This window comes from Chryseobacterium sp. II3a (assembly GCF_057815135.1).
Genome location: NZ_JBYPZJ010000003.1, coordinates 113296 through 136279 on the forward strand (window position 1 = coordinate 113296; position 22984 = coordinate 136279).

The window sequence follows — 22984 nt, forward strand, 5'->3', positions numbered from 1 at the left end:
GGAAATTGATAAATAAATGCTCATTTGGGTGAAAAAAAACTTTTTCAACTCAGATGAGCTAAGAATATTTTACTAAATATTTAAAAAAGCATTTCATATTGGAATGCTTTTTTATTGTTTTTATACCCATTCATACATGAATTTTGAGATGTTGCATAAAATAATAATCACTTTTATGGGATTAATTATTTATGTATATATTTAAACCGAAAAAACATTTGAATTATGAAAAAAAAAATGATCATTGTAGCTATTGCTGCTTTCGGAATGATGAGCGCTCAGAAAAATACTTTACTATTAGGAGGAAATATCGGTTATAGTAGTGATAACACCAGTGTTTCCGGTAAAAAAAGCGAAGTGGAGTCCTTTAGTTTTACCCCAACCGTAGGATATCAGTTTAACGATTATTGGACAATAGGAATCAATTCTACTATTACTTCAGGAAAAAAACCTGATGAAATAGGGCAGTTAAAGGAAAATAGTTTTGCTATTGGACCATTTGTACGTTATGCAGTTCCATTGAGTCAAACTTTTGCTGTGTATGGGGATTTAGGAGCAGGATATCAGAATATGAAAGATACCTACACCATTGCTACTACTTCTAGCGAGAGAAAAATGAATGGGTTCTACGCCAATTTTACACCAGCATTGTTTATCAACTTTAAGAACAGCTTTGGCTTAAATTTCAATATTGGAGGCATCCGATATGGCTATTTGAAAGAAAGTGGAGCTGATGTTACGAATAACAGATTCAATTTCTCTTTTGGTAAAGAAATCGGTGTTGGAATATCAAAGAATTTTGGACTGAAATAATTCCTATTGAAATAAAAATTTAAAAAAATGAGCTGGAATTTTCCGGCTTTTTTGTTGATATAGCCTCAAAGAAGAAGGACTTCAATGAACAAACCTTTATTAACCATTGGAGTAACGGGAATTTCCAGCTTCCATCATCCCGCTTCCTACCTTTCACTAGGTTAATTATTGTTAAACATAAAACAAGAGTGATCAGCATATTGGTCACTTTTTTTATTTGTATTACTTTTGTGCGATGCGTATTTTTAAATATCTAACTGTTCTTATTATTCTTTTGGGAGGTGCTTATGCTGCTTCCATGTATTATTTTGTGGATGAAAGTAAGAATTTCACTGTGGAGAAAGAGATTGATTATCCGGTAGATAAAGTGTTTGCACAGTTTAATAATCTTCAGAATTTTACGCGATGGAATAACTTTTTTACCAGTTCACAGTCTATGGACATAGATTATTATACGCCTTATGAAGGACAGGGAAGTGCCATCAGCTATGTAGACAAACAAAATGACACTGATGGTGAAATGTTCATTCGCTATGAGAATCTCAATAAAACTTTAAAATATCAGCTTTTTGAGGATGAAAATGAAAATCCTACATTGGTTGACGTTAAATTTAAGCCTGTTTCTGCTGAAAAGACCAGAATAACGTGGTATGTACATACGCCGAAACTATCTGTTTGGAGAAGAGTAGAAAATTTTTGGACAGAAGACCGTTTTGCTGAAAATATCAACAAGAGTATGGTTAATCTTAAAAATTCACTGGGAAATAAGGTTGAAAAAGACAATCAGATGGCGGCGATTAAATATGACAGCCTGATAGTAGAAAATGAAGAAGACCAATTGTTGTTGGGAATCAATGTAAGTACCGCCAATAAAAAGGATGCGCTGTACAAAAATATCGTGATGAATTATAATAAAGTCTATAATTTTGTGACGATGGACCTTGGCAAAAAAGACGATGAATTCGGGTATCCGGTTCTGATGACTGATGCAGACAATTACAAAGATAAAGAAGTTTCCTACTTCCTCGGAATTCCACTTTCTAAGAAAATTGGAGTGTCTGACAATAACTTTAATTTTAGGTCTGTAAACCCGTCTCAAAACTATGTAATGTACTACAAAGGGAGCTATGAAGGCCGAATTAAGGCTATTCAGAAGCTGATTCAGAAAGCCAAAAAAGACGAGATGCGCTTCGGAGATATCCGTCAGACCTTTATTGAACGTCCGATGGAAGGTCAGGAGGTTAATGTTAAGCTCTCATTATCAGTGTATAAGTGATTTTTTTTTAATTATTTTTTTCTTAAGTTTTTTTAACGGTTTTAGACTGTTCTAACTCGGTTTTTTTTATTAAATTTGAAGATTAATTCTACAAATAAATTTTAATAAATAGATAAACTGTAATAATGGACAGATTTTCATTCCTAAACGCAGCTCATTCTCAGTTAATTGAGGATTTATACCAACAGTACTTAAAATTCCCAGATTCTTTAGAACCATCATGGAAAGCTTTCTTTCAAGGCTTCGATTTTGCTTTGGAGAACTACGGAGATGACGATAACATTCAATTTATTCAGGCTCCGGCCAACGCTGCTCCAGCAGTACAACAAATTTCTCAGGCAGTATCAAGCGGAGAAGTTCCTGAACACATCAAGAAAGAATTTAAGGTAGTAAACCTTATTGAGGCTTACAGAACAAGAGGGCATTTGTTTACAAAAACAAACCCGGTTAGAGAAAGAAGACACTATACTCCTACTTTAGATATCGAGAACTTCGGTCTTTCTGCAGCAGACTTAAACACAAAATTCAACTGTGCCGTTGAAACAGGGATGAAAGAGCCTGCTACTTTGGCAGATTTAATCAAGCACCTTGAAAATATCTACTGTGACTCTATTGGGGTAGAATATACATACATCAACAATGTTGAAGAAAAAGATTTCATCAAAAAATGGCTTCAGGTAAACGAAAACCATCCAAGCCTTTCTGCGAATGAAAAAACAGAAATTTTATTAAAATTAAATCAGGCTGTAGCCTTTGAAAATTATCTTCACACAAAATTTGTAGGTCAGAAAAGATTCTCATTGGAAGGTGGAGAAACATTAATCCCTGCTTTAGATCAGCTGATCTCAAGATCTTCTCAATTAGGAGTAGATGAAGTAGTATTAGGGATGGCCCACAGAGGTAGACTTAATGTTTTAACCAATATTTTTGGTAAATCTTACAAGCAGATCTTCTCAGAATTTGAAGGAAAAGAATTCGAAGAAGATGTATTCTCTGGTGATGTTAAATATCACTTAGGATCATCTAAAAAGATCAAAACTGCTTCTGGAGAAGAAGTTTGTATCAACCTGACTCCAAACCCATCACACCTTGAAACGGTAGCGGCTCTGGTAGAAGGAATCTGCCGTGCGAAAGTAGATGATAAGTATAAAGATTATTCTAAAGTATTACCAATCATCATTCATGGTGACGGTGCTATTGCAGGACAGGGTATTGCTTATGAAGTAGCTCAGATGATGACTTTAGAAGGTTATAGAACAGGAGGTACAGTTCATATCGTTGTAAACAACCAGGTTTCATTTACAACAAATTACATGGATGCTAGATCTTCAACATACTGTACAGACATTGCAAAAGTTACAGAATCTCCTGTAATGCACGTAAATGCTGACGATGCTGAAGCTGTAGTTCACGCGATCCATTTTGCTGCTGATTTTAGAGCAAAATTCGGAAAAGATGTTTATATCGACCTTTTAGGATATAGAAAATATGGGCATAATGAAGGTGATGAACCAAGATTTACTCAGCCTAACTTATATAAAACAATTTCAAAACACCCGAACCCAAGAGAAATTTATAAAGATAAATTACTTAAAGACAGCGTTACTTCAAACGATGTAATTGCTAAAATGGAAACGGAATTCAAAGCGCTTTTAGATAAAGACTTTGATGCATCTAAAGAAATTGAGAAAAATGTAATGGACGTGTTCATGGCTGAAGATTGGGTAAATTATCCAATCGGAAAAAAAGGAGCAGTTCAGCTACCGGTTGATACAAAATATGACTTAGATAAGTTGAAAGAATTGGCGATTAAAATGTCAACACTTCCAGCAGATAAGAAATTTATCAACAAAATTACAAGACTTTTCGATAACCGTGTTAAAGCGATTGAAGGAAACTCATTAGATTGGGCACTAGGAGAGTGGTTAGCATATGCTACACTTCTTGTAGAAGGTCACAATGTGAGAATCTCTGGGGAAGATGTAGAAAGAGGAACATTCTCTCACAGACATGCTGTAGTAAAAACAGAAGATACTGAAGAAGAATATATCCCATTAAAACACGTTTCAGAAAGCAGATTTGATGTATTTAACTCTCACCTTTCAGAATATGGTGTTCTAGGTTTCGACTACGGATATGCAATGGCTTCTCCAAATACATTAACGATCTGGGAAGCTCAGTTCGGAGATTTCGTGAACGGTGCACAGATTATTGTTGACCAGTACTTAGCTGCTGCAGAAGAAAAATGGAAAATCCAGGACGGATTGGTGATGTTATTGCCACACGGTTCAGAAGGACAAGGTGCAGAACACTCTTCAGCAAGATTAGAGAGATTCTTAACACTTTGTGCTAACGAAAACATGGTAGTAGCAAACATTACTTCACCAGCCAACTATTTCCACTTATTGAGAAGACAGTTGAAATGGGCATTCAGAAAACCATTGGTAGTAATGAGTCCTAAATCTTTATTGAGACATCCTAAAGTGGTTTCTCCGCTTGAAGATTTCGCAACAGGTTCATTCCAGCCAATCTTAGATGATCCAACTGCAGATCCTAAAAAAGTAGAAAAATTAGTTCTTTGTTCAGGTAAACTATACTTCGAATTATTAGCGAAGAAAGAAGAATTGAATTGTGAAAATATTGCATTAGTAAGATTCGAACAGTTATATCCACTTCAGACTGATGCTATTGAAGCAATCTTCAACAAATACGAAAACAGAAAACAATTAGTGTGGGCTCAGGAAGAACCTGAAAACATGGGGGCTTGGTCTTATATCCTAAGAAACTTCAGAGATACAGGAATCCAAGTAGTATCTCCGGTGCCAAGCGGTGCTCCTGCTCCAGGTAGCCACAAAATGTTTGAGAAAAACCAAAATGCAGTAATCAACAGAGTGTTCGACAGAGACGATGCTCCTGCAAAAAGACCTGTTACAGCTTAATTAAAATAATATCCAATTAAAAAATAAAAAATACTCGATATGTCAGTTTTAGAAATGAAAGTTCCTTCACCGGGCGAATCAATCACAGAAGTTGAAATTGCAACTTGGCTTGTAAAAGATGGTGATTATGTAGAAAAAGATCAACCTATCGCTGAAGTAGACTCAGACAAAGCAACTCTTGAATTGCCAGCAGAACAAAGTGGTGTTATCACTTTAAAAGCAGAAGAAGGTGAGGTCGTACAAGTAGGTCAGGTAGTTTGTTTAATTGATATGGATGCTGCAAAACCAGCTGGTGGTGCACCTGCTGCTGAAGCTCCAAAACAGGAAGAAGTAAAAGCTGCTGAACCTGCTAAACAAGAAGCTCCGAAACCAGCTGCTCCAGCTGCTGCTCCAACAACTTATGCTACAGGAGCTCCATCTCCGGCTGCTAAGAAAATCCTTGACGAAAAAGGAATGGATGCTGCTCAGGTTTCAGGAACAGGAAGAGACGGAAGAATCACTAAAACTGATGCTGAATTGGCAGCAGTTCCTGCATTAGGAGGAAGCCCTCTTACAGCTACAGGTTCTAGATCTACTACTACAACTAAACTTTCAGTTTTAAGAAGAAAAATTGCTCAGAGATTAGTTTCTGTGAAGAATGAAACAGCAATGTTAACAACTTTCAACGAAGTTGACATGTCTGAAATCTTCAGATTAAGAAAACTATATAAAGAAGAATTTGCTCAAAAACACGGAGTAGGACTTGGTTTTATGTCTTTCTTTACAAAAGCGGTTACAAGAGCATTAGAAATGTATCCTGATGTGAATGCATCAATCGATGGAGACTTCAAAGTAAACTATGATTTCTGCGATATTTCAATTGCGGTTTCAGGTCCTAAAGGATTAATGGTTCCTGTATTGAGAAATGCAGAAAACATGTCTTTCAGCGCTGTTGAAGCAAACATCAAAGATCTTGCTACAAAAGTAAGAGATGGTAAAATTACCGTTGATGAAATGACTGGTGGTACTTTCACTATTACAAACGGTGGTACTTTCGGATCTATGTTATCTACACCAATCATCAACCCGCCGCAATCTGCAATCTTAGGAATGCACAACATCATCCAGAGACCAGTAGCGGTTGACGGACAGGTAGTAATCAGGCCAATGATGTATGTAGCAATGTCTTATGACCACAGAATTATTGACGGAAAAGAATCTGTAGGATTCTTAGTAGCAGTAAAAGAAGGGATCGACAATCCTGTTGAAGTATTAATGGGAGGTGACGAAAGAAAAGGCCTTGGATTATAGTTTTTAATAAAATTATAATGTAAATATATAATCTCGCCTTAAAAAAGGCGAGATTTTTGTATCTATTAAGAAAAATACTACAATGATGTTTTCAAAAATGACTTCCAATATCAAAGTTTCAGTAATACCTGAATATGATAGTAAAAACAGTTATCCTTCCGAAAACCGTTATGTTTTCAAGTACAATATCACCATAGAAAATGATGGAAGCTTTCCTATAAAAGTACTGAAAAGAAAATGGCTCATCTTTGATGTAGGATTCGGATATACAGAGATTATCGGTGACGGAGTCATCGGCCTGACTCCAGAAATAGGAACCGGCGAAAATTTCGCTTATTTTTCCAATGTAATGCTTCGTTCCGGAGTAGGAAATATGAGCGGAAAATACCTGGTTAAAAACCTGGAAACACAGGAGACTTTAGAGATTGATATCCCAAAATTTAATCTGCTTTCGGAAGTTTTAAGTAATTAAAATAGTTTTTGTCATAGAAAATGACTGATACAAGTATCGGAACCCGGGGCTGTACCTGTATTATCAAAGCTTTTTAATTTTTGCTTTCATATATTCATTCACTTCATCATTACTGGTGAGGAAGAGCTTCTCAAATGCCAATAAGGATATTTTTGCACAAACTTCTGCATCAGCACCTGCTCTGTGGTGATTAAACTTGATGTTATGGTATTCGGCAAGTGGCTTCAGTCCATATTTTGGAAGATAGTTCCATGATTTTTTGGCAAGCTGTATGCTGCACAGGTAATTCATTTTAGGAGGGAACATTCCATAATGCTCAAAACAGCCTCTTAAAACTGAAGCATCAAACCCTGCATTATGGGCAATCATTAGTGATCCATACATTAATTCTTCTGCCTCATGCCAAATCTCATCAAAGGTAGGAGCATCCTGTACATCTTCCGGCTGTATGCCGTGTACTGCAATATTGAATTTATTAAAATAGGGGAAACTGGGAGGTTTTATTAACCATGTTTTGGTCTCAACAATCTTTGAATCCTGAACCACACAGATTCCCATCTCACAAGCAGAGCTTTTCTCATGAGTGGCTGTTTCAAAATCTATTGCACAGAAATCCATTGGTATAATATTGATTAATTGTTATTGTTTTAACACATTTTTGTTTAATGTTCTAATGACCAACATTCAAGATTGGGTACAATGTAACATTATCTGTTGCTTTTAATTTATCTTCTTTCCGCTTAAAAAATGTTTAAAGATTAGCCATTTTGACTGATAGAATTGATCTTTCTGATGGCTCTGACGAAGTTTCCACGTTCCGGGAAGTTGTTTGTAGAAACCAAAATGTGCCCTTAAAACAGCCCAAAGGTGGGGAAATCCATACTTTAATCCAAAATAAATTCCAGCGAGTCCATCCAGACAAAGCCTGAAAAAGATCAGCCAGATTAGTTTAGGAAATGGAAGGTTTTTAAGCATCATAGACAGATTATTCCTAATATTTAGATACGTTTTCTGAGCACTTTGCTTGTTCAGAGTTCCACCGCCTACATGATATACTGTAGATTTTCCCGTATAAAAGATCTTCTTTCCTGAATTAATGAGTCTCCAGCAAAGATCAATTTCTTCCTGGTGGGCAAAAAAACGTTCATCAAAACCTTTCTGTTCCCAAAAATCTTTGGAACGGATAAAAAAGCAGCATCCTGATGCCCAGAAAATTTCTGTTTCATCATTATATTGTCCTTTGTCTTCCTCTAGATCATCAAATACACGTCCTCTGCAGTAAGGATAGCCTAAATTGTCTATTAAACCACCTCCAGCACCTGCAAATTCAAAGGATTTTTTATTATGATAAGATAATATTTTAGGTTGAATAGCTGAAATTGTTGAATTCTTTTGAAATAAACTCAATACTGGTTCTATCCAGTTTTCTGTAACTTCTACATCCGAATTAAGAAGACAGTAATATTCATTGTTAATCTTCTTCAATCCTTCATTATAGCCTCCTGCAAACCCATAGTTTTTATCATTTCTAATGATTTTTACAGAAGGAAAATGGGTATTTAAAAATGTTATAGAATCATCTGTAGAAAGATTATCAATAACATAAATATCTGCATCTTGAGAAAACTGAACTACACTCGGAAGAAATTTTTCCAGCCAGTTTTTCCCATTCCAGTTTAAGATGGCAACCGCCAGTTTGTTCTGCATGTACATCTAATTTTTTTCAGTATCAAAGATTTTAATAGAGTCCTGATACTTCCACTTTCTGTGAGACCAAAGATAATTGTCCGGATGCTTATGTAAGGTGTTTTCAAGCATCTTGTGAAATTTTCTTACCACCTCATGCTCTGTAAATTTTTCATTATCCGGGTAGATTCTGTAGTAATTAACCTGATAATAACCTCGTTTTACTTTTTTCATTTCACAATAAATAAAAGCGAGATCCATTCGGGTAGCTAATTTATCATAACCGATGAAAGCAGGCGTTCGTTGATTCAAAAACTCTAAACCATACGTAACATGAGAGAAATGTGGAGTTTGATCTGCCACAAACATATAGATAGAATCACCATTATTAGGCGATTTAAATATGTTTCTAATAACTTCATTGGCTTCCAGGGCTTCATTTCCGAACTTATTTCGAACCTTTTTCATCTGGTTTTCCCAAAAATTACTGTTTACTTTTCTGTACACCGGATGGCAGTGCTTTTGGGGGACAATTTTTGCTAAAGCATTAATCCATTCCCAATTAAAGACATGCCCCGCAAGTAAAATAATATTTTTACCTTCCGCTTTCACTTCGTGAAACAAATCCTGATTGATATGCTGCATCCGCACTCTTGCTTCTGTTTCAGAAATACTGAATGATTTGATGGTTTCTACCAAGTAATCGGAAAAGTTGTGATAGAATTTTTTTCGGATTTCACTGATCTCATCCTCTGATTTTTCAAGAAAGGAATTTCTAAGATTTTGGGTAATCACCTTTTTCCTATACCCTACCAAATAGTAATTTAGGAAGAACATAACGTCCGAAAAAATATACAATATTCTAAGCGGAAGTTTTGAGATGAAAAATAATATTTTGATTAAAAAGCTCATAAAACAGGCAAATTTAGTGATAATAAAATTATGGTTCTATTTTTGTAGGGAGATAAGTAATATTTTTTTATTTTTATGTTATGAAAAAATTAGCAATTTTAGCTTTTCTGGGATTAGGTGTATTAAGCTTTTCACAGAATACCAATCTACCAAAAGAAGAAAGAGTACGAGATAACGCGCTTTTGGTAAAAACTGATCAGGCAGAATTGGATGCGAAGAAGAAAGCTGCAGAAGAAAAGGTAAAACTTCCCAAACCATATAATCCAAAAGCTGATGCTCAGGCAGATATCAATAAATTAGTAGCCCAAGCTAAGAAAGAAGGAAAGAATATTATACTTCAGGCTGGCGGAAACTGGTGTATATGGTGCCTTCGATTTAATAACTTTGTACAGCAAACTCCTGAATTGAAAGAATTAGTAGATAAAAACTATTTATATTATCACCTGAACTATTCTCCGGATAACAAAAATGAGAAAGTTTTTGCTCAATATGATAACCCTGGCGAAAAATTTGGATATCCTGTATTTATTGTTTTAGATAAGAACGGTAAAATGATTAAAGTTCAGCAGAGTGATGTGCTTGAAGAAGGAAAAGGATACAGCAAGGACAAGGTAAAAGAGTTTTTCAATACCTGGAAACCTAAAGCATAAAAAACTAAAAGGTTGTTTCTACTGGAAGCAGCCTTTTTTATTTTCCGAAAAAGATCTGTGTAATCCGCGAAATCTGCGAGAATTATAAAAACTTTTTAATCCATCTTAATTTTTTTTCAGAGTAGGGCGGATATTTTATATTGGGCTCACCCCATGTTGCTTTTTCAAGAATAGATTTCTGGTGAGAGAAGGCTGCAAAACCGAATTTCCCATGATAATTTCCTATTCCTGAATTTCCTACGCCTCCAAATGGCAGATGATCATTGCTTAAATGCATTACAACATCATTGATACATCCACCTCCAAAAGATAATTTTTGTGTGAAGCTTTCCTTTTCTTCAGTATTGTTGGTAAAAAGATAAGCCGCCAGAGGTTTTTCCAGTTCCAATACTGCGTTCAGAGCCATATTGTAGTTGCTAAAGGTGATAACAGGTAAGAGAGGTCCAAAGATTTCTTCTTCCATGATCGGATCTTTCCAGTCTATATTGTGAAGAATAGTAGGTTCTATATATCGCTTTTCTTCATCAAAATTTCCACCACAGTATATTTTTTCTTTATCAATAAGATGAATCAGGCGCTGAAAATTTTGCTGATTGATGATTTGGGTATACTGTTCAGAATCCGGACTGTATTTGAATTCTTTACTATATTTTCTCAACATTTCCAGAAACTGTTCCTGTATGCTTTCATCTACCAATAAATAATCAGGAGCAACACAGGTTTGCCCGGCGTTCAGGAATTTTCCCCATACAATTCTTTTGGCAGCAATCTCAAGATTGGCATTTTTAGTAACAATGGCAGGAGACTTTCCTCCCAATTCAAGAACAACGGGTGTTAAATGCTCTGCAGCGGCTTTATATATGATCTTTCCAACTTTTGTACTTCCTGTAAAGAATATTTTATCGAATTGCAGCTTTAATAATGCTGTAGTTTCATCAATACCGCCTTCGTATACATACAAATATTCAGGAGGAAAGTTATTATTGATGATCGTTGACATTGCTTTCATCGTATTTTCTGCAATTTCACTTGGTTTCAGAATACAGCAGTTTCCGGCAGCCATAGCGGCAATAATAGGAGATAGGGATAATTGATAAGGATAATTCCATGCTCCAATCACCAGAATATTACCCAATGGTTCGGAATGAATCTTACTTTTTCCAAGCTGATTCACCAGATTTGTACTTACTTTATGGGGCTTTGCTAGTGATTTTAGATTTTTCAGATAAAAATCAATATCATTCAGAATAAAAGAGATCTCTGTAGTGAAGGTATCAAATTTAGATTTGCCAAAATCTTTGTAAATAGCTTCGTACAGCATGTTTTCATTGGAGATGATAAGGTTTCTGAGCTTTTCAAGATACATTTTTCTGAAGGCAATGCTTTTGGTTTGCTGTGTTTTGAAAAAGTCTCTCTGACTTTGTAAAATTTCTTCGATTTCCATGCGATGGCTTTTCAGTTAAACGTAAGTGCTGATTTGATATTGTAATGAAAAAAACGCAACAATAAACCGGCCAAAGTTGGGGGATGAGAATTGGAAGTAGAAAGTTGAAGGAATTTTTGAGGGTTAGAAGATGTTGGTTATTTAAAGATTATTTTAATCCAACCTTAGATTTTCAAACGCTATGATCGCTAAGATAACTTTAATGCTGCTTATCTTTCCGTTCGCAAAGGCATTTCGTTCAGCTAGGGCTATGGATTACAACCTTTGCTGAGTGAAACGCCTTTGCGTACGTTTATAGTCTATTTCATTTTAAGTCTTTGCGAACAATGCGTTAAATTAAAGAAATTAATTTCCTAAACTCACAGAGGTATTGAAGTCTTCAAGAACTTCCATCTTCTAGTATCCTGCTCCCTTTCCATTGTTCATTACATAATATTCCTCACTGCTATTTTAACCGGGTGATAAAGTAATAAAAGGAGAGCTGTGATGAAAGCCAGCCAGAATAAACCCGTGAATATCTCCATATTGGAAAGCAGAAGAGATTGAGCGGTTATCTTTGCTTTAAAAGCGCCTGCTGTCATAGATAATGATTCATTAACCGGAAGTTTTGAAATATTGGCTCCGAAAATCTGATTCCATTGATTGTAGAAAACCGGATTGGTATCGGTAAGGTTGAAGCTTAAGACATCCGAATGTTTTAACGTTAAAAACAACATTCCGTTTTGCATTAAGGCATATCCAATGGCAGTGGCCCAGAAACGGGTAGTGGTTCCCATGGCACTGGCATTAGCCACATATTGTTCCGGCATTCCCGAAATGAGAAAGAATACTAAAGGAGTAAATAATAAACCCTGAGCCACTCCCTGAAGAAAGAGAGGTGGACAGATAGTGGTAAGTGTAGTATCCGGATAAAAAGTATAGGTAAACCATGCGCAGTCTATGGCCAGTAAAAGAAAGCCTGCAAAAAAAATAATCCTGGAAGAAACACCACGAACCAGACAAACTCCTGAGAGAAAAACTCCGATAAGTGTCCCGGCCACATTCCAATACTGAATGTTGACAATATAATCCCATGGCCATTTCCATACTGTTGCCATTATACTGTATACATTATTTAACCCTGAACGGATAAGATAGAAGATGAAAAACAGGATCATTCCCACCATCACATTTTTAGAACTGAAAATTTCAAAATGGAATAAAGGACGTTTTGAATTCCTTTGTTTCAGCATAAATAAACCTCCGGAAATGAGAAATATAAACAAACAAAGAATGATAGAATCAGACTCAAACCACATGAGTCTTTTTCCATACACGATAGCATAGGCTCCCGATTGAAGACAAACCCATAGCAAAAACCAACTTGGAATATCCATTTGATATAATGGTTTTTTAGGGAAGAAACGATTTTTGTTGAAAATGACAAAGCCTAAAATCAAGACAAAAACATGGAAATAAGCCATCATTAAGATCATATGCCGGTAATCATAATCCTGAATGCTTGATTTAAGTAAGGTTGTTGTTACGGTTCCTCCTGTCAGCATAAGTGCATACATAAAAAGGTAGGCAATCACTTTAGCATGTTTTGTTTTTAATTCAGCTATAATTAATGGTAAAAAAATAGCGCCTTCCAGTAATCCAAAGAATCCCTCTAAAAAACGGATCACCAGGATCACATGATAATCATTGGTGACAGATAAAATATAAAGAAGAATTACAGAAACGGAAGACATCAGCAGTACATAATACTTCACACTAAAATAAGACATGAACCGCTGTAAAACCAAAAGCGTGACTACAAAAGTTCCATACATCAGCATCATCAAATATTGGATATCATCTGAGTCCACATCCATAAAAGAAGAGGTAAAAGCACTATTGGAATGCAATAATGACAATAGCATAATGTGTGGAAATAAGGCCAGGATGAGAAGAGGCAATTTCAACCATTGCGGTAACCATTTATGATAAACTGTATTGTGTTGCATAATTGTTTGGAAAGCTAATGAAAACCTTGAGTTTACTGTTTAGCTGTTTATAATAATAAAATGCGAAAAGACAAAATAGCAAAGGGGTAAAGTAAAAGGTAAAATGACAAATATGCTTAAAGAAAAAATTAGCAGATCTGTGCGTTGCGGTCTTGCCTTTTCGCAGAAAATAAGTTTAATTTGAAAATTTGAAAATGAGCTAATTTGAAAATGATTATAAAACCAATATTTTTATACTCTAATACTCTAATACTCTAATACTCTAATACTCTCAAACCTAAATCTTCTTTGCACTCACCAGAACATTCATTCCGGAAAGCAGTTTTTCATTGTCTTTGTTATGATCTAATATAATTTTTACTGGAAATCTCTGTTCTATTTTTACAAAGTTTCCTGTAGCATTATCTGGTTTTATCAAAGAAAATTGAGAGCCTGATGCTGGAGAAACAGAAAGAATTTTCCCTCTAAATTCAACATCTGGATAAGCGTCTGCAGTAATAATGACTTCCTTGGTTTGATCGATCTGCCCGAGTTGAGTTTCCTTATAATTGGCAATAATCCATTTTTCTTTGCTTACGATTTGTACCAATGCTTGTCCTTCCTTAATCAGTTGTCCTTCCTGGATCGTCTTTTTTCCTACCCAGCCGTCATAAGGGGCTTTAATTACAGTGTATGAAAGGAATAATTTTGCATTATTCAGATTGGCTGAACTTTGCTGAATCTGGCTCTTTGCCGGAGCTACTTTTGTCTGTTGTTCACTTGCGCCTGCTCTAACTGCATTTTTCTGCTGTTCCAGAGCTAAAAGATTAGCTTTTGATTGTTCATAAGAGGCTTTTACGTTTTCAAAATCCTGTTCTGTGGCGGCATCTTCAGCCAACAGGTTTTTATACCTTTTGTAATCCTGTTCCGTTCTCCAGATATCAATTCTTGCAGAAGCAATTTTAGCATCAATGATTTTCGTATCACTTGATTTGGTGTGTACTGAACTTTCAATTGTAGTGATATTCTCAGTAGTCGTATTAAGATTCGCTTCAGCCATATGTACCTGATTCACAAATTCCCTGTTATCAATGACAATGAGGGTGTCTCCCTTGTGTACAAACTGGTTTTCGTTAAACTTTATGGTTTTGATGAACCCTGAAACCTTGCTGGAAACAGGAGTGATATATTGTTCGATCTGTGCATCATTGGTTGTCACATTTTTCCTCGAAAAAAGATAGAAGCTCACCATGCCTGTAACTCCGCTTATGATAAGGATCCATGCTAATAAAGTAATGGTTTTGTTGATTCTTTTTTCCTTTTGTGTCAGTTGTTTCTGTGCCATAGTTTTTATAAGTTTCCAATCGTATATTGGAGTTGATAGTATTTTAGTTGTCGGTTAATTTTTACGGAAATAAGGTTAGATTCAGCTTCCAGATAGGTATTATCTGCATCAATCAGTTCAGTGATAAGGCTTAGTTTATTCGCATATTTTGTTCTTACAATACGGTAGTTTTCCTTAGCTTGGTCAATGGCTTCTTCAGCAATTTTCACCTTTTGATCAGTTTCTTCAAACTTTTTGTAGGCTTCATATACATTATGTCTTATCTTTTCTTCGTTTTCCTCAATCTGAAGTTTGGCAAGGTCTATATTCTCTCTTGCTTCCTGCATTTTATATTTATTTTTGTACAGATTTTCGATAGGATAGGTAAGATTCAGTCCAATCATTCCTAAACGATAGGCATAAGGCTCAGGAGGAAAAAACATCATATTGGGATATTTCAGAAAATATTCTCCGCCCGCTGTTATTTTTGGGAGATAATTGGCTTTAGTAATTTTCTGATCCAGCTCTCTTAAAGAAAGGTTTTTATGAGTAATTCCAACTGATTCATTCTTATGTAAAGCAGTTTCAGTTAACTCATCAATATAGGGGATGGCTGCTTTGTCGGAAATCAGATCCTCTGTGTTTACATGCATTTCTTGTTGTTCAGGAAGAGAAAGGATGGTTTTCAGTTTATGCTCAGCAATCTGTATGTCATTATCCAGTTCTGTCCAGCTCATTTTGTGATTAGAAAGTTGTAGTGAAGTTCTCAACACTTCGTTTACCGTAACTACACCATTAGCTTTTAAAGCTTTTACCTGTTTAATATTCACAGAATCCTCTTTCATTTTATCATTAATAAGGGACTGCTGTTCTTTTAAGTGATGAATTTGCAGAAAAGCGGTAATGACTTCCATGGTAAGCTGTCTTTCGTCCAGATGGGTTCTTAAGGCTGAAACTTCAGTATCAATCGCTGCCTTTTTCTCTGTATTTTTTATTTTTCCACCCATATAAACAGGGATAGAAGCAGATAAGGTAAAGTCATACATTCCATTGATCGCATCATATTTTGTTGGTTTATTAAATACACCATCCTGATACTGGAAAAGATTGGTAACCTGGTTGTAGCTGGTATGAAATTCAACATCCAGAAGTTTTTCCATTTTAAGGTCTCTCTCCTTAGTGACAGACATTTCACGTTTTAAATGACTAATCTGGATATTCTTGTTATTTTTTAACCCAATTTCTATAGCCTGTTGAAGCCCAAGATGTTGGTAATCTATCATTTGTGAGTGTAAAAGGTTGCTCAATAATAAGCACAACGCTATGCACTGATATCGGCATGCGTTAAATATCATATTCATAAATTAATTAAAGGATTTTTGCTAAAAAGATTTTGATACTGCAAATTTACGATGATGCTATGTAGACATGATTTGTGAAACCAGAAAAATATTTGCTCATTTACGCCAATATGAAAATTCTTCCTATCTTTAGGGGATGAATGATAGCCATTTTAAAGCCGTAGAAGAGGATGATGCTGAATTTTATGTGTATCATGTTCTTACCGGAAATATAACAACAGAGATTCATTATCATAGCTCTGCACAGTTAGTATATGCAGAAGGCGGAATTGTGCATGTTTTTACAGATCTGAAACATTGGTACCTGCCGGCGAGATGTTTCATGTGGATCCCAGCCGGAACACCCCATTATCTTTTTTCTACAAGTCCCAAAGTAGATTTATATAATTTTTATATTAAAAAAGAAGAAGGTGAAAATGGCTTCTTTGATGAAATTAATATTTATTCTGTGAATGAATTGCTTCGGGAAATGATTTTATATACCAAAGAATGGAATGGGAAAATCACAAAAAAAGATAGTTCAAAATATTATTTCCTTAAAGCTCTTAAAGGTGTTTTACAAGAAAAAAAACACAAGCATCTGGCATTTCCGATACAGCATCCATTTCCCAAAGATGAAACCTTACTGAAGATTGCTAGATATATTCATGCTAATCTCGAGAAGCCTCTAACGATTGAATCTACAGCCAAGGAATTCGGAATGAGCACCAGAACGCTTTCCAGAAAGTTTAAAGAAATTTTGGGTATGAATTACGTTCGTTTTCTGAGAGCCTTAAGAATTACCCGTTCTTTAGAATTAATGCTGGAAGGAAAGTATAATATGTACGAGATTGCGATGATGGTGGGTTACAATAGCCTGTCTTCTTTCAGCAATATCTTTAAAAAGGTAATTGGAGTAGCACCTACAGAATATCAGCAGAAATTAAGAGGAAATAGGTAGTTGGGTGAGAATGTTTGAGAGTTTTTAGGATAAGAGAATGATAGAATGAATTGAGTACGCTGAATCACATATATCTTGATTCTTGGCTCTTTGTTCTCCCAATCTTACTGCACAAAAAAACCACTTCAAATAATTGAAGTGGTCTTTGTATGGTGAGAAATTCTCAGTCGCTTATTAAGCTTCTTCAGATTTAGCCTCTTCCTTCTTAGCAGCAGGAGCAGCTACAACTGGAGCATCAGAAACGATGTCGAATTCGTAGTTGTACTCAACATTTCTGTGAAGTCTGATAAGAGCAGCAAATTTACCAGTTCTCTTGATCGTGTTACCAGGAATTTTGATATATTTTTTCTCTACAGAAACACCAGCTTTTTCTAAAGCAGCAGATAGATCAGCATTGTTGATAGAACCGAATAACTTATCACCAGTACCTACTTTTGCAGGAATAGTGATAGAAGTTTTCTTCAATTGCTCAACTACAGCGTTAGCAGCAGCGATTAATTTAGCTTCTTCTTCTTTTCTAGCCTCTAATGTAGCTTCTAAAGCAGCTTTGTTTTTAGGGGTAGCTAAAAGAGCAATTCCTTGAGGAATTAAGAAGTTTCTAGCATAACCAGGCTTTACGTTTACTGTATCAAACTCAAGTCCTAAGTTTTCTACGTCTTTTTTTAGGATAATTTCCATTGTTGTTGTCCTTTTTAAGATTTTAGTTTTATAATCTAAAATCAAGTTAGAATTAATGATGTATTCAGCAACAAAAGAAGAGATTGCTCTCTTCTTTTATTTATTTTTTGTCTTATTTTAATAAGTCAGCTACGTAAGGTAGTAAAGAAAGGTGTCTTGCTCTTTTGATAGCAGCAGAAACTTTTCTTTGGTATTTTAAAGAAGTTCCAGTGTATCTTCTTGGTAAGATTTTACCTTGCTCGTTTACAAATTGTAATAAGAAGTCAGCATCTTTGTAATCAACGTGCTTAATTCCGTATTTTTTGAATCTACAATATTTCTTTTCAGATTTTGTATTGATATCAAGCGGAGTAAGGAATTTTACTTCTGATTCTCCTCCAGCTGAGGCTTGTTTAGCCATTTCATCTATTGCCATGTCTTGTCTTTTTTAAAAAATAGGGTTAATTAATTAAGCTTTAGCTGCTTTTACTTTAGCTCTTCTTGTTACAGCGTACTCAATAGCATGCTTGTCAAGTTTTGTAGTAAGGTAACGGATAACTCTCTCGTCACGTTTGAATGCTAATTCTAAGTCAGCTACTACAGAACCTTCTCCTTTAAATTCGATTAAAGTATAGAACCCATTCTTTTTCAATTGGATTGGGTAAGCTAATTTTTTTAATCCCCAGTTTTCTTTAGCAACGATTTCGCAGTTCTTTTCTTTGATAAGATCTACATACTTGTTCACTGCTTCCTCTACCTGTGCCTCAGATAGAACGGGAGTTAAAATGAAAACAGTTTCGTAATTGTTCATAATGTTAAATGAATTTGTTAATTATTTCGAGGTGCAAAATTAGAAATTATATTTTTAATATGCAAGAGTATTTATGAAATAATGGAGTATTCATGGTAGGAATTTGAATGTTGATAGTGTTTTTGTACTTTTGCTACACGAATTTTTTATTGCATGAAAACCAAATTTTACACACTGCCATTATTGTTGATGGGAATTATCTGTTATTCACAGGATAAAATTTCCAAGAAGAACGGAACCTCTTTTGAGGCTAAGATTATCGAAGTTGGGGCGTCAAATATTACTTACAAAGAATTAGATTATCTGGATGGACCCAGCCATTCATTAAACAAATCAGAAATTTACAAAATCATTTATGCTAACGGGAAGGAGGATCTTCTGGGTAAATATCATAATGTTGATGAAGTGAAAACCTTTATTGTCGATAAAATCAGAGAATTTGGAGCGGATCGTGATAACGGAATGCTGAGACTTGCTGCTGAATTTGATGGAAATAATATCAGAATAAATTCAGTGGATAAAAATGGAAAGCTTTATTACGAAGGAGATTGGTGGAATCTGAGTAATGTAGTGGACTTTCATAAAGTATCAAAAAGAAAAAATGGGGATGCATTTTTAAATATCGTCACCTATAAAGTGAAAAGATCAAGTGAAAAACTGGATAAGTTGGTGATTAGAGTTATTAATTACGGAGTTGCTGAAGAATTATCCGAAGCCTTTAAAGACTTAAATATCATGCTAAAAAAAGACCTGTAAATAGGTCTTTTTTTATGGATAAATTTATTCTTTTCTAATCTCCGTTAAAAAATTAACTTTTAATACATCATACAAAGAATGTCTGCTCACTAAGATGGAAGCAATAGATGAAACCATACCGGCAAGCATCAGATGAAAAATCAATGAATGTCTATCTGTCATTTCTAGTACAATGATGGCTGATGTAAACGGAGCACGGGTAATTCCGGTAAGAAAAGCAACCATTCCGCCCAGAACAACGACATTGGTTTCATTAGGCGTTAAATGGATAATCCCGGAAATAACAGATCCAATACTTGCCCCGGCAGATAGAGCAGGCGCGAAAATACCACCGGCACCTCCTGACGTAAAAGACAGAGCAGGGCCTAGCATTCTTAAAATAGGAACATACCAGTCTTCATGCTTATCCTTCGTGAAAAGCACCCGTTCCATAATCTCCTTTCCTGATCCTAAAATTTCACGATTGATGAAATAAGCTATAGAAGCAATGATTAAAGCACAAATAACCAGGAAAATTACATTCGCTTTATTTGTTTTCAGTTTTTTCTTTTTCCAGCTATTGATCTTAAGCATAATTACCGAAAGCTGGCTTGCAAGGATTCCAGCTGTAGCAGCAACAAGCACAATGGGAAACATCACCATCAGAGAAACGTCATTTGTCTTCGGATATCCCAAATATAAATAAGATCCTGCCAAAGTCTGTGCAGTAAGACCCGCAATAATAACAGCGGTAAATAAAGCTGTTTTAAAATAGTTGATATGGGTTTTTGATAATTCTTCTACTGCAAATACAATTCCGCCGAGAGGAGTGTTGAAAGCTGCTGCGAGACCTGCTGCAGCTCCTGTCATAATCATATTCTTTTTAGAAATTTTAGGCCACCAGTCGGGAAGATATTCGTTTACTTTTCTGAAAACAGACCCTGCAATCTGAATAGTAGGGCCTTCACGGCCTACAGCCCCGCCGCCAATGACTAAAACTACAGAAGAAATGATTTTGAAAATAATAATTTTAAGACTTAAAAGACTTCTGATCTTTTTATGTTCTTTCGGATTAGCGAGTTCTACAGCTGCCATCACCTGAGGAATACCACTTCCTTTAGCATTGGGTGCAAACTCCTTTACCAACCACCAGGAAAGCACAAAACCAATCGGAGCAATAATGAAAATCAGCCATGCGTGCCAGTTGAATATGAAATTCATAAGGTTTTCACCCCATGCGAATATTTGTGCATATAATACTGCAAAAAAACCGGTAATCACAGATCCGATCCAAAAGGGAATAGCTTGCAAAAGATTATTCTTAAGCTGCTCATTCCGGATGTTGTCAAACGATTTCTTTATGGATTTACGAATAAGGATGAGGATTTTCAGCATTTGTTGGTTTTGAGGGATGAAATTACGGTAAAAAAACTGAAACTTATATTTCTTCTAAAAATTTTGAAATGAGTAAAGCATTTTCTACACTTAACGCCTTTGGAACTGCTAAACCTACGATATTATTTTTGACTTCGAGCTTAAAATCCTCATCGGTAATAGACTTTATAGCTTCTTTTCGAAGAGGAGTTAAAAATGCTATGGTTTTATACGAATCACTTCCTAAAACATAAAAATCTTTAAAGTCTCTGCTTTCTTTGAAATTAATATTGAAGCGGTTGAATATGGCCGCAATTTTATCCGCAATTTTTTTCCTATTAATAGAAATAAAACCGAAATCTTCATTCATTTTCTTCAGGCCCCAAACTTCCAATGTATCATATTCATCAGTCGTACGAGTTCCTTTAGCAGTTGTTCCTATCGTATTTACAAAGAGAAGGTAAAAATTATTGGTTCCACTGTTGTCTGTAATATGATAGCAAAGTTTGGGCTCTTGTAAAAAATTAATGTCACTCGATTTAAACTGAGGATATAGAGAATCTTCAATCTCTACAACAGATACCGTAAAGTTTTCTGCTAACTGATCATGAATCTTAAATATTAATTTTTCGTCTTCTTTTGAAAAATCAAATAATTGGGTGACATACAGTTTTCTAAAGTCTAATTCCATCGATAATACTTTGTTTAAAGATAAAATTATTAATGAAAAAATCCAACAAAAAACCTTCAATAAGATATGAAGGTTTTATAGTAAACAATATTGTAAAAAAACAATATATCATTTCTTTTCCGTTAGATCTTCGATCTTCTGAATCATTTTTTCAGCATTGGTGTTTTCCGGATTTAATGCTAATGATTTTTTATAATTTTCTAAGGCCAAAGCATAATTTTTCGCATAGAAATAACCTTCTCCCAAACTGTCAAAAGCATTTGCCGACTGAGGATTATCTTTAACATTGATCGTAAAAACTTTGATAGCTTCATCCATTCTTGAATTCCTCAATAAGATATAGCCTATGTCATTCAGGGTATTTTCAAAATTCCATTTTGGATTTTTTGCTTTGATGGAATAATAGATTTTTTCAGCGCCAGGGTTATCTTTTTTAGCAAATTCAGAGATGATGGTTTCTTCTGCAAGTAAATAGTCATCTGTTAGACTTTTATCAATCATAGAAGCAATATGGTTGATGATCCGATACTGAACAGGAAATAGGCTGTATCCATTAGACATCATGATGATTGCCATATTGTTCTTTGGATAAATCTTATAAGCACTTACATTTCCACCGGAAAAATTATAAGAATTTATATTGTTCACTTTGGTAATGTCCCATCCATAAGCAAAAACATCTTTTTTATTATCAAACTCAAAGGGTTGCCACATCATTTCTTTTGTTTGTTGAGATAACAGATCATTTTTACTAAGATGAATGCTCCATTTCAAAAATGCAGGAAGCGTAATGGCTACTCCGTTGGCAGAGTGAGCTCTTGTTCCGCTAACATCCGTAGATTTTTCATATTGTTTTTTTTCCGGATTGTAATTGTATTTTACCACACGGTTCGGAATCTTTTCGAGAGCGTTTGAAGAAAAAATAACCTGGTTTTTAGAATCTGAAAACTGCTTGTTCAGGATGAAGTTTTCAAAAGATTGTCCTGTGATTTGTTCAATAATCATGGTGAGAAGGAAATAGTTCGTTTGATTATATCTGAATTCATTTCCCGTTTTAAAATCCATTTTTTCCTTAGCCAGCCGTTCAATAACTTTGGTGTTAGAATCATCAGCTAAAATATCATTAAAAGCAATAAGGTTAGGAAGTCCTGAAGAGTGTGTGATCAGGTTTTTTACTTTAATATCCTGCCATTGTTCAGGCAAGTTCTTAAGATATTTGGAGATAGGATCTTCTAAAGATAATTGGCCTTTTTCAACCAGTTGAAAAACACCAACATTTGTCATCAATTTTGAGGTAGAATATATTCTGAACATGGAATTTGAATCTACCCTTTTACCACTTTCCAGCGTTTCTGTACCATAATACTTTTGAAAAATAATCCGGTCATCTTTTATAATCCCAAGAGCTAAACCTGGAATCTGATTGATTTTAATCGCTTCTTTCACATACTGATCAATTAATGCTGATTGATCAGTTTTCTGAGGGTAGGCCACTATGGAAATACTTAAAGCCAATGTGATCAATAGGAACTGTTTCATAGGGAACTTGTTTTGTTTTATAAAAGACAATTCAAACTCCGGTTATATTACTCCCTAATTCAAAGATGTACACAAAAAAACCTCCGATAAAAATCGAAGGTTT

General features: G+C 35.1%; 21 protein-coding genes. 8 read left to right on the top strand and 13 right to left on the bottom strand.

Annotated elements, in window-relative coordinates; translation table 11 throughout:
* Positions 1-225 precede the first annotated feature (225 nt).
* The 5 genes from AC3HD6_RS09025 to apaG all read left to right on the top strand — a co-directional run bounded on the left by AC3HD6_RS09025 (position 226) and on the right by apaG (position 6790).
* A complete protein-coding gene (locus tag AC3HD6_RS09025) occupies positions 226-813 on the top strand; it encodes an outer membrane beta-barrel protein (RefSeq protein WP_488896039.1) in 588 nt (195 codons plus the stop codon).
* A 235-nt stretch (positions 814-1048) separates the two neighbouring features.
* On the top strand, positions 1049-2089 hold the full coding sequence (locus AC3HD6_RS09030; protein WP_488896040.1) for an SRPBCC domain-containing protein: 1041 nt from the start codon (positions 1049-1051) through the stop codon (positions 2087-2089).
* Positions 2090-2214: 125 nt separating this feature from the next.
* The gene (locus tag AC3HD6_RS09035; RefSeq protein ID WP_488896041.1) at positions 2215-5028 is read left to right on the top strand and encodes a 2-oxoglutarate dehydrogenase E1 component; all 2814 of its coding nucleotides are present in this window, start codon (positions 2215-2217) and stop codon (positions 5026-5028) included.
* Positions 5029-5067: 39 nt separating this feature from the next.
* A complete protein-coding gene (gene odhB, locus AC3HD6_RS09040) occupies positions 5068-6318 on the top strand; it encodes a 2-oxoglutarate dehydrogenase complex dihydrolipoyllysine-residue succinyltransferase (protein ID WP_068943539.1) in 1251 nt (416 codons plus the stop codon).
* Positions 6319-6400: 82 nt separating this feature from the next.
* A complete protein-coding gene (gene apaG / locus AC3HD6_RS09045) occupies positions 6401-6790 on the top strand; it encodes a Co2+/Mg2+ efflux protein ApaG (RefSeq protein WP_488896042.1) in 390 nt (129 codons plus the stop codon).
* A 63-nt stretch (positions 6791-6853) separates the two neighbouring features.
* Here apaG and AC3HD6_RS09050 read toward each other — a convergent pair whose 3' ends face one another.
* The 3 genes from AC3HD6_RS09050 to AC3HD6_RS09060 form a co-directional block, all read right to left on the bottom strand.
* Positions 6854-7408 carry a 3'-5' exonuclease gene (locus AC3HD6_RS09050; RefSeq protein ID WP_488896043.1) on the bottom strand — a complete coding sequence of 185 codons (555 nt, stop codon included), beginning with the start codon at positions 7406-7408 and terminating at the stop codon, positions 6854-6856.
* 102 nt (positions 7409-7510) lie between these two features.
* On the bottom strand, positions 7511-8497 hold the full coding sequence (locus tag AC3HD6_RS09055) for a glycosyltransferase family 2 protein (protein ID WP_488896044.1): 987 nt from the start codon (positions 8495-8497) through the stop codon (positions 7511-7513).
* 6 nt (positions 8498-8503) lie between these two features.
* Positions 8504-9388 (bottom strand): lysophospholipid acyltransferase family protein, encoded by an 885-nt coding sequence (locus tag AC3HD6_RS09060; RefSeq protein ID WP_488896045.1) that lies wholly within the window; start codon positions 9386-9388, stop codon positions 8504-8506.
* Between the two features lie 80 nt (positions 9389-9468).
* Between AC3HD6_RS09060 and AC3HD6_RS09065 the strand changes: the two genes are divergently transcribed.
* Positions 9469-10038: a thioredoxin family protein gene (locus AC3HD6_RS09065; RefSeq protein ID WP_488896046.1), complete on the top strand. Its 570-nt coding sequence runs from the start codon at positions 9469-9471 to the stop codon at positions 10036-10038.
* Between the two features lie 82 nt (positions 10039-10120).
* Here AC3HD6_RS09065 and AC3HD6_RS09070 read toward each other — a convergent pair whose 3' ends face one another.
* From AC3HD6_RS09070 to AC3HD6_RS09085, 4 genes are all read right to left on the bottom strand, one after another.
* Positions 10121-11482 carry an aldehyde dehydrogenase gene (locus AC3HD6_RS09070; protein WP_488896047.1) on the bottom strand — a complete coding sequence of 454 codons (1362 nt, stop codon included), beginning with the start codon at positions 11480-11482 and terminating at the stop codon, positions 10121-10123.
* Between the two features lie 425 nt (positions 11483-11907).
* Positions 11908-13470, bottom strand: a complete 1563-nt coding sequence (locus AC3HD6_RS09075) for an MFS transporter (protein ID WP_488896048.1) — start codon at positions 13468-13470, stop codon at positions 11908-11910.
* Positions 13471-13747: 277 nt separating this feature from the next.
* Positions 13748-14794, bottom strand: a complete 1047-nt coding sequence (locus AC3HD6_RS09080; RefSeq protein ID WP_488896049.1) for an HlyD family secretion protein — start codon at positions 14792-14794, stop codon at positions 13748-13750.
* Between the two features lie 5 nt (positions 14795-14799).
* Positions 14800-16056, bottom strand: a complete 1257-nt coding sequence (locus tag AC3HD6_RS09085; RefSeq protein ID WP_488896050.1) for a TolC family protein — start codon at positions 16054-16056, stop codon at positions 14800-14802.
* Positions 16057-16270: 214 nt separating this feature from the next.
* On the opposite strand from AC3HD6_RS09085, the gene AC3HD6_RS09090 reads away from it, so the two are divergent.
* Positions 16271-17074, top strand: a complete 804-nt coding sequence (locus AC3HD6_RS09090) for a helix-turn-helix domain-containing protein (protein WP_488896051.1) — start codon at positions 16271-16273, stop codon at positions 17072-17074.
* 174 nt (positions 17075-17248) lie between these two features.
* Here AC3HD6_RS09090 and rplI read toward each other — a convergent pair whose 3' ends face one another.
* The 3 genes from rplI to rpsF form a co-directional block, all read right to left on the bottom strand.
* On the bottom strand, positions 17249-17752 hold the full coding sequence (gene rplI, locus AC3HD6_RS09095) for a 50S ribosomal protein L9 (protein WP_068945117.1): 504 nt from the start codon (positions 17750-17752) through the stop codon (positions 17249-17251).
* 112 nt (positions 17753-17864) lie between these two features.
* Positions 17865-18167 carry a 30S ribosomal protein S18 gene (gene rpsR, locus AC3HD6_RS09100; RefSeq protein WP_034706728.1) on the bottom strand — a complete coding sequence of 101 codons (303 nt, stop codon included), beginning with the start codon at positions 18165-18167 and terminating at the stop codon, positions 17865-17867.
* Positions 18168-18200: 33 nt separating this feature from the next.
* Positions 18201-18542 (bottom strand): 30S ribosomal protein S6, encoded by a 342-nt coding sequence (gene rpsF, locus AC3HD6_RS09105; protein WP_315032349.1) that lies wholly within the window; start codon positions 18540-18542, stop codon positions 18201-18203.
* A 153-nt stretch (positions 18543-18695) separates the two neighbouring features.
* Between rpsF and AC3HD6_RS09110 the strand changes: the two genes are divergently transcribed.
* Positions 18696-19298, top strand: a complete 603-nt coding sequence (locus AC3HD6_RS09110; RefSeq protein WP_488896052.1) for a hypothetical protein — start codon at positions 18696-18698, stop codon at positions 19296-19298.
* A gap of 24 nt (positions 19299-19322) precedes the next feature.
* Here the strand turns inward: AC3HD6_RS09110 and AC3HD6_RS09115 are convergent, their stop codons facing one another.
* The 3 genes from AC3HD6_RS09115 to AC3HD6_RS09125 form a co-directional block, all read right to left on the bottom strand.
* The gene (locus AC3HD6_RS09115) at positions 19323-20672 is read right to left on the bottom strand and encodes a chloride channel protein (protein ID WP_488896053.1); all 1350 of its coding nucleotides are present in this window, start codon (positions 20670-20672) and stop codon (positions 19323-19325) included.
* Between the two features lie 43 nt (positions 20673-20715).
* On the bottom strand, positions 20716-21342 hold the full coding sequence (locus tag AC3HD6_RS09120; RefSeq protein ID WP_488896054.1) for a hypothetical protein: 627 nt from the start codon (positions 21340-21342) through the stop codon (positions 20716-20718).
* A 108-nt stretch (positions 21343-21450) separates the two neighbouring features.
* Entirely contained in the window at positions 21451-22881 is a 1431-nt protein-coding gene (locus AC3HD6_RS09125) for a serine hydrolase (RefSeq protein ID WP_488896055.1), read from the bottom strand.
* Positions 22882-22984: the final 103 nt, after the last annotated feature.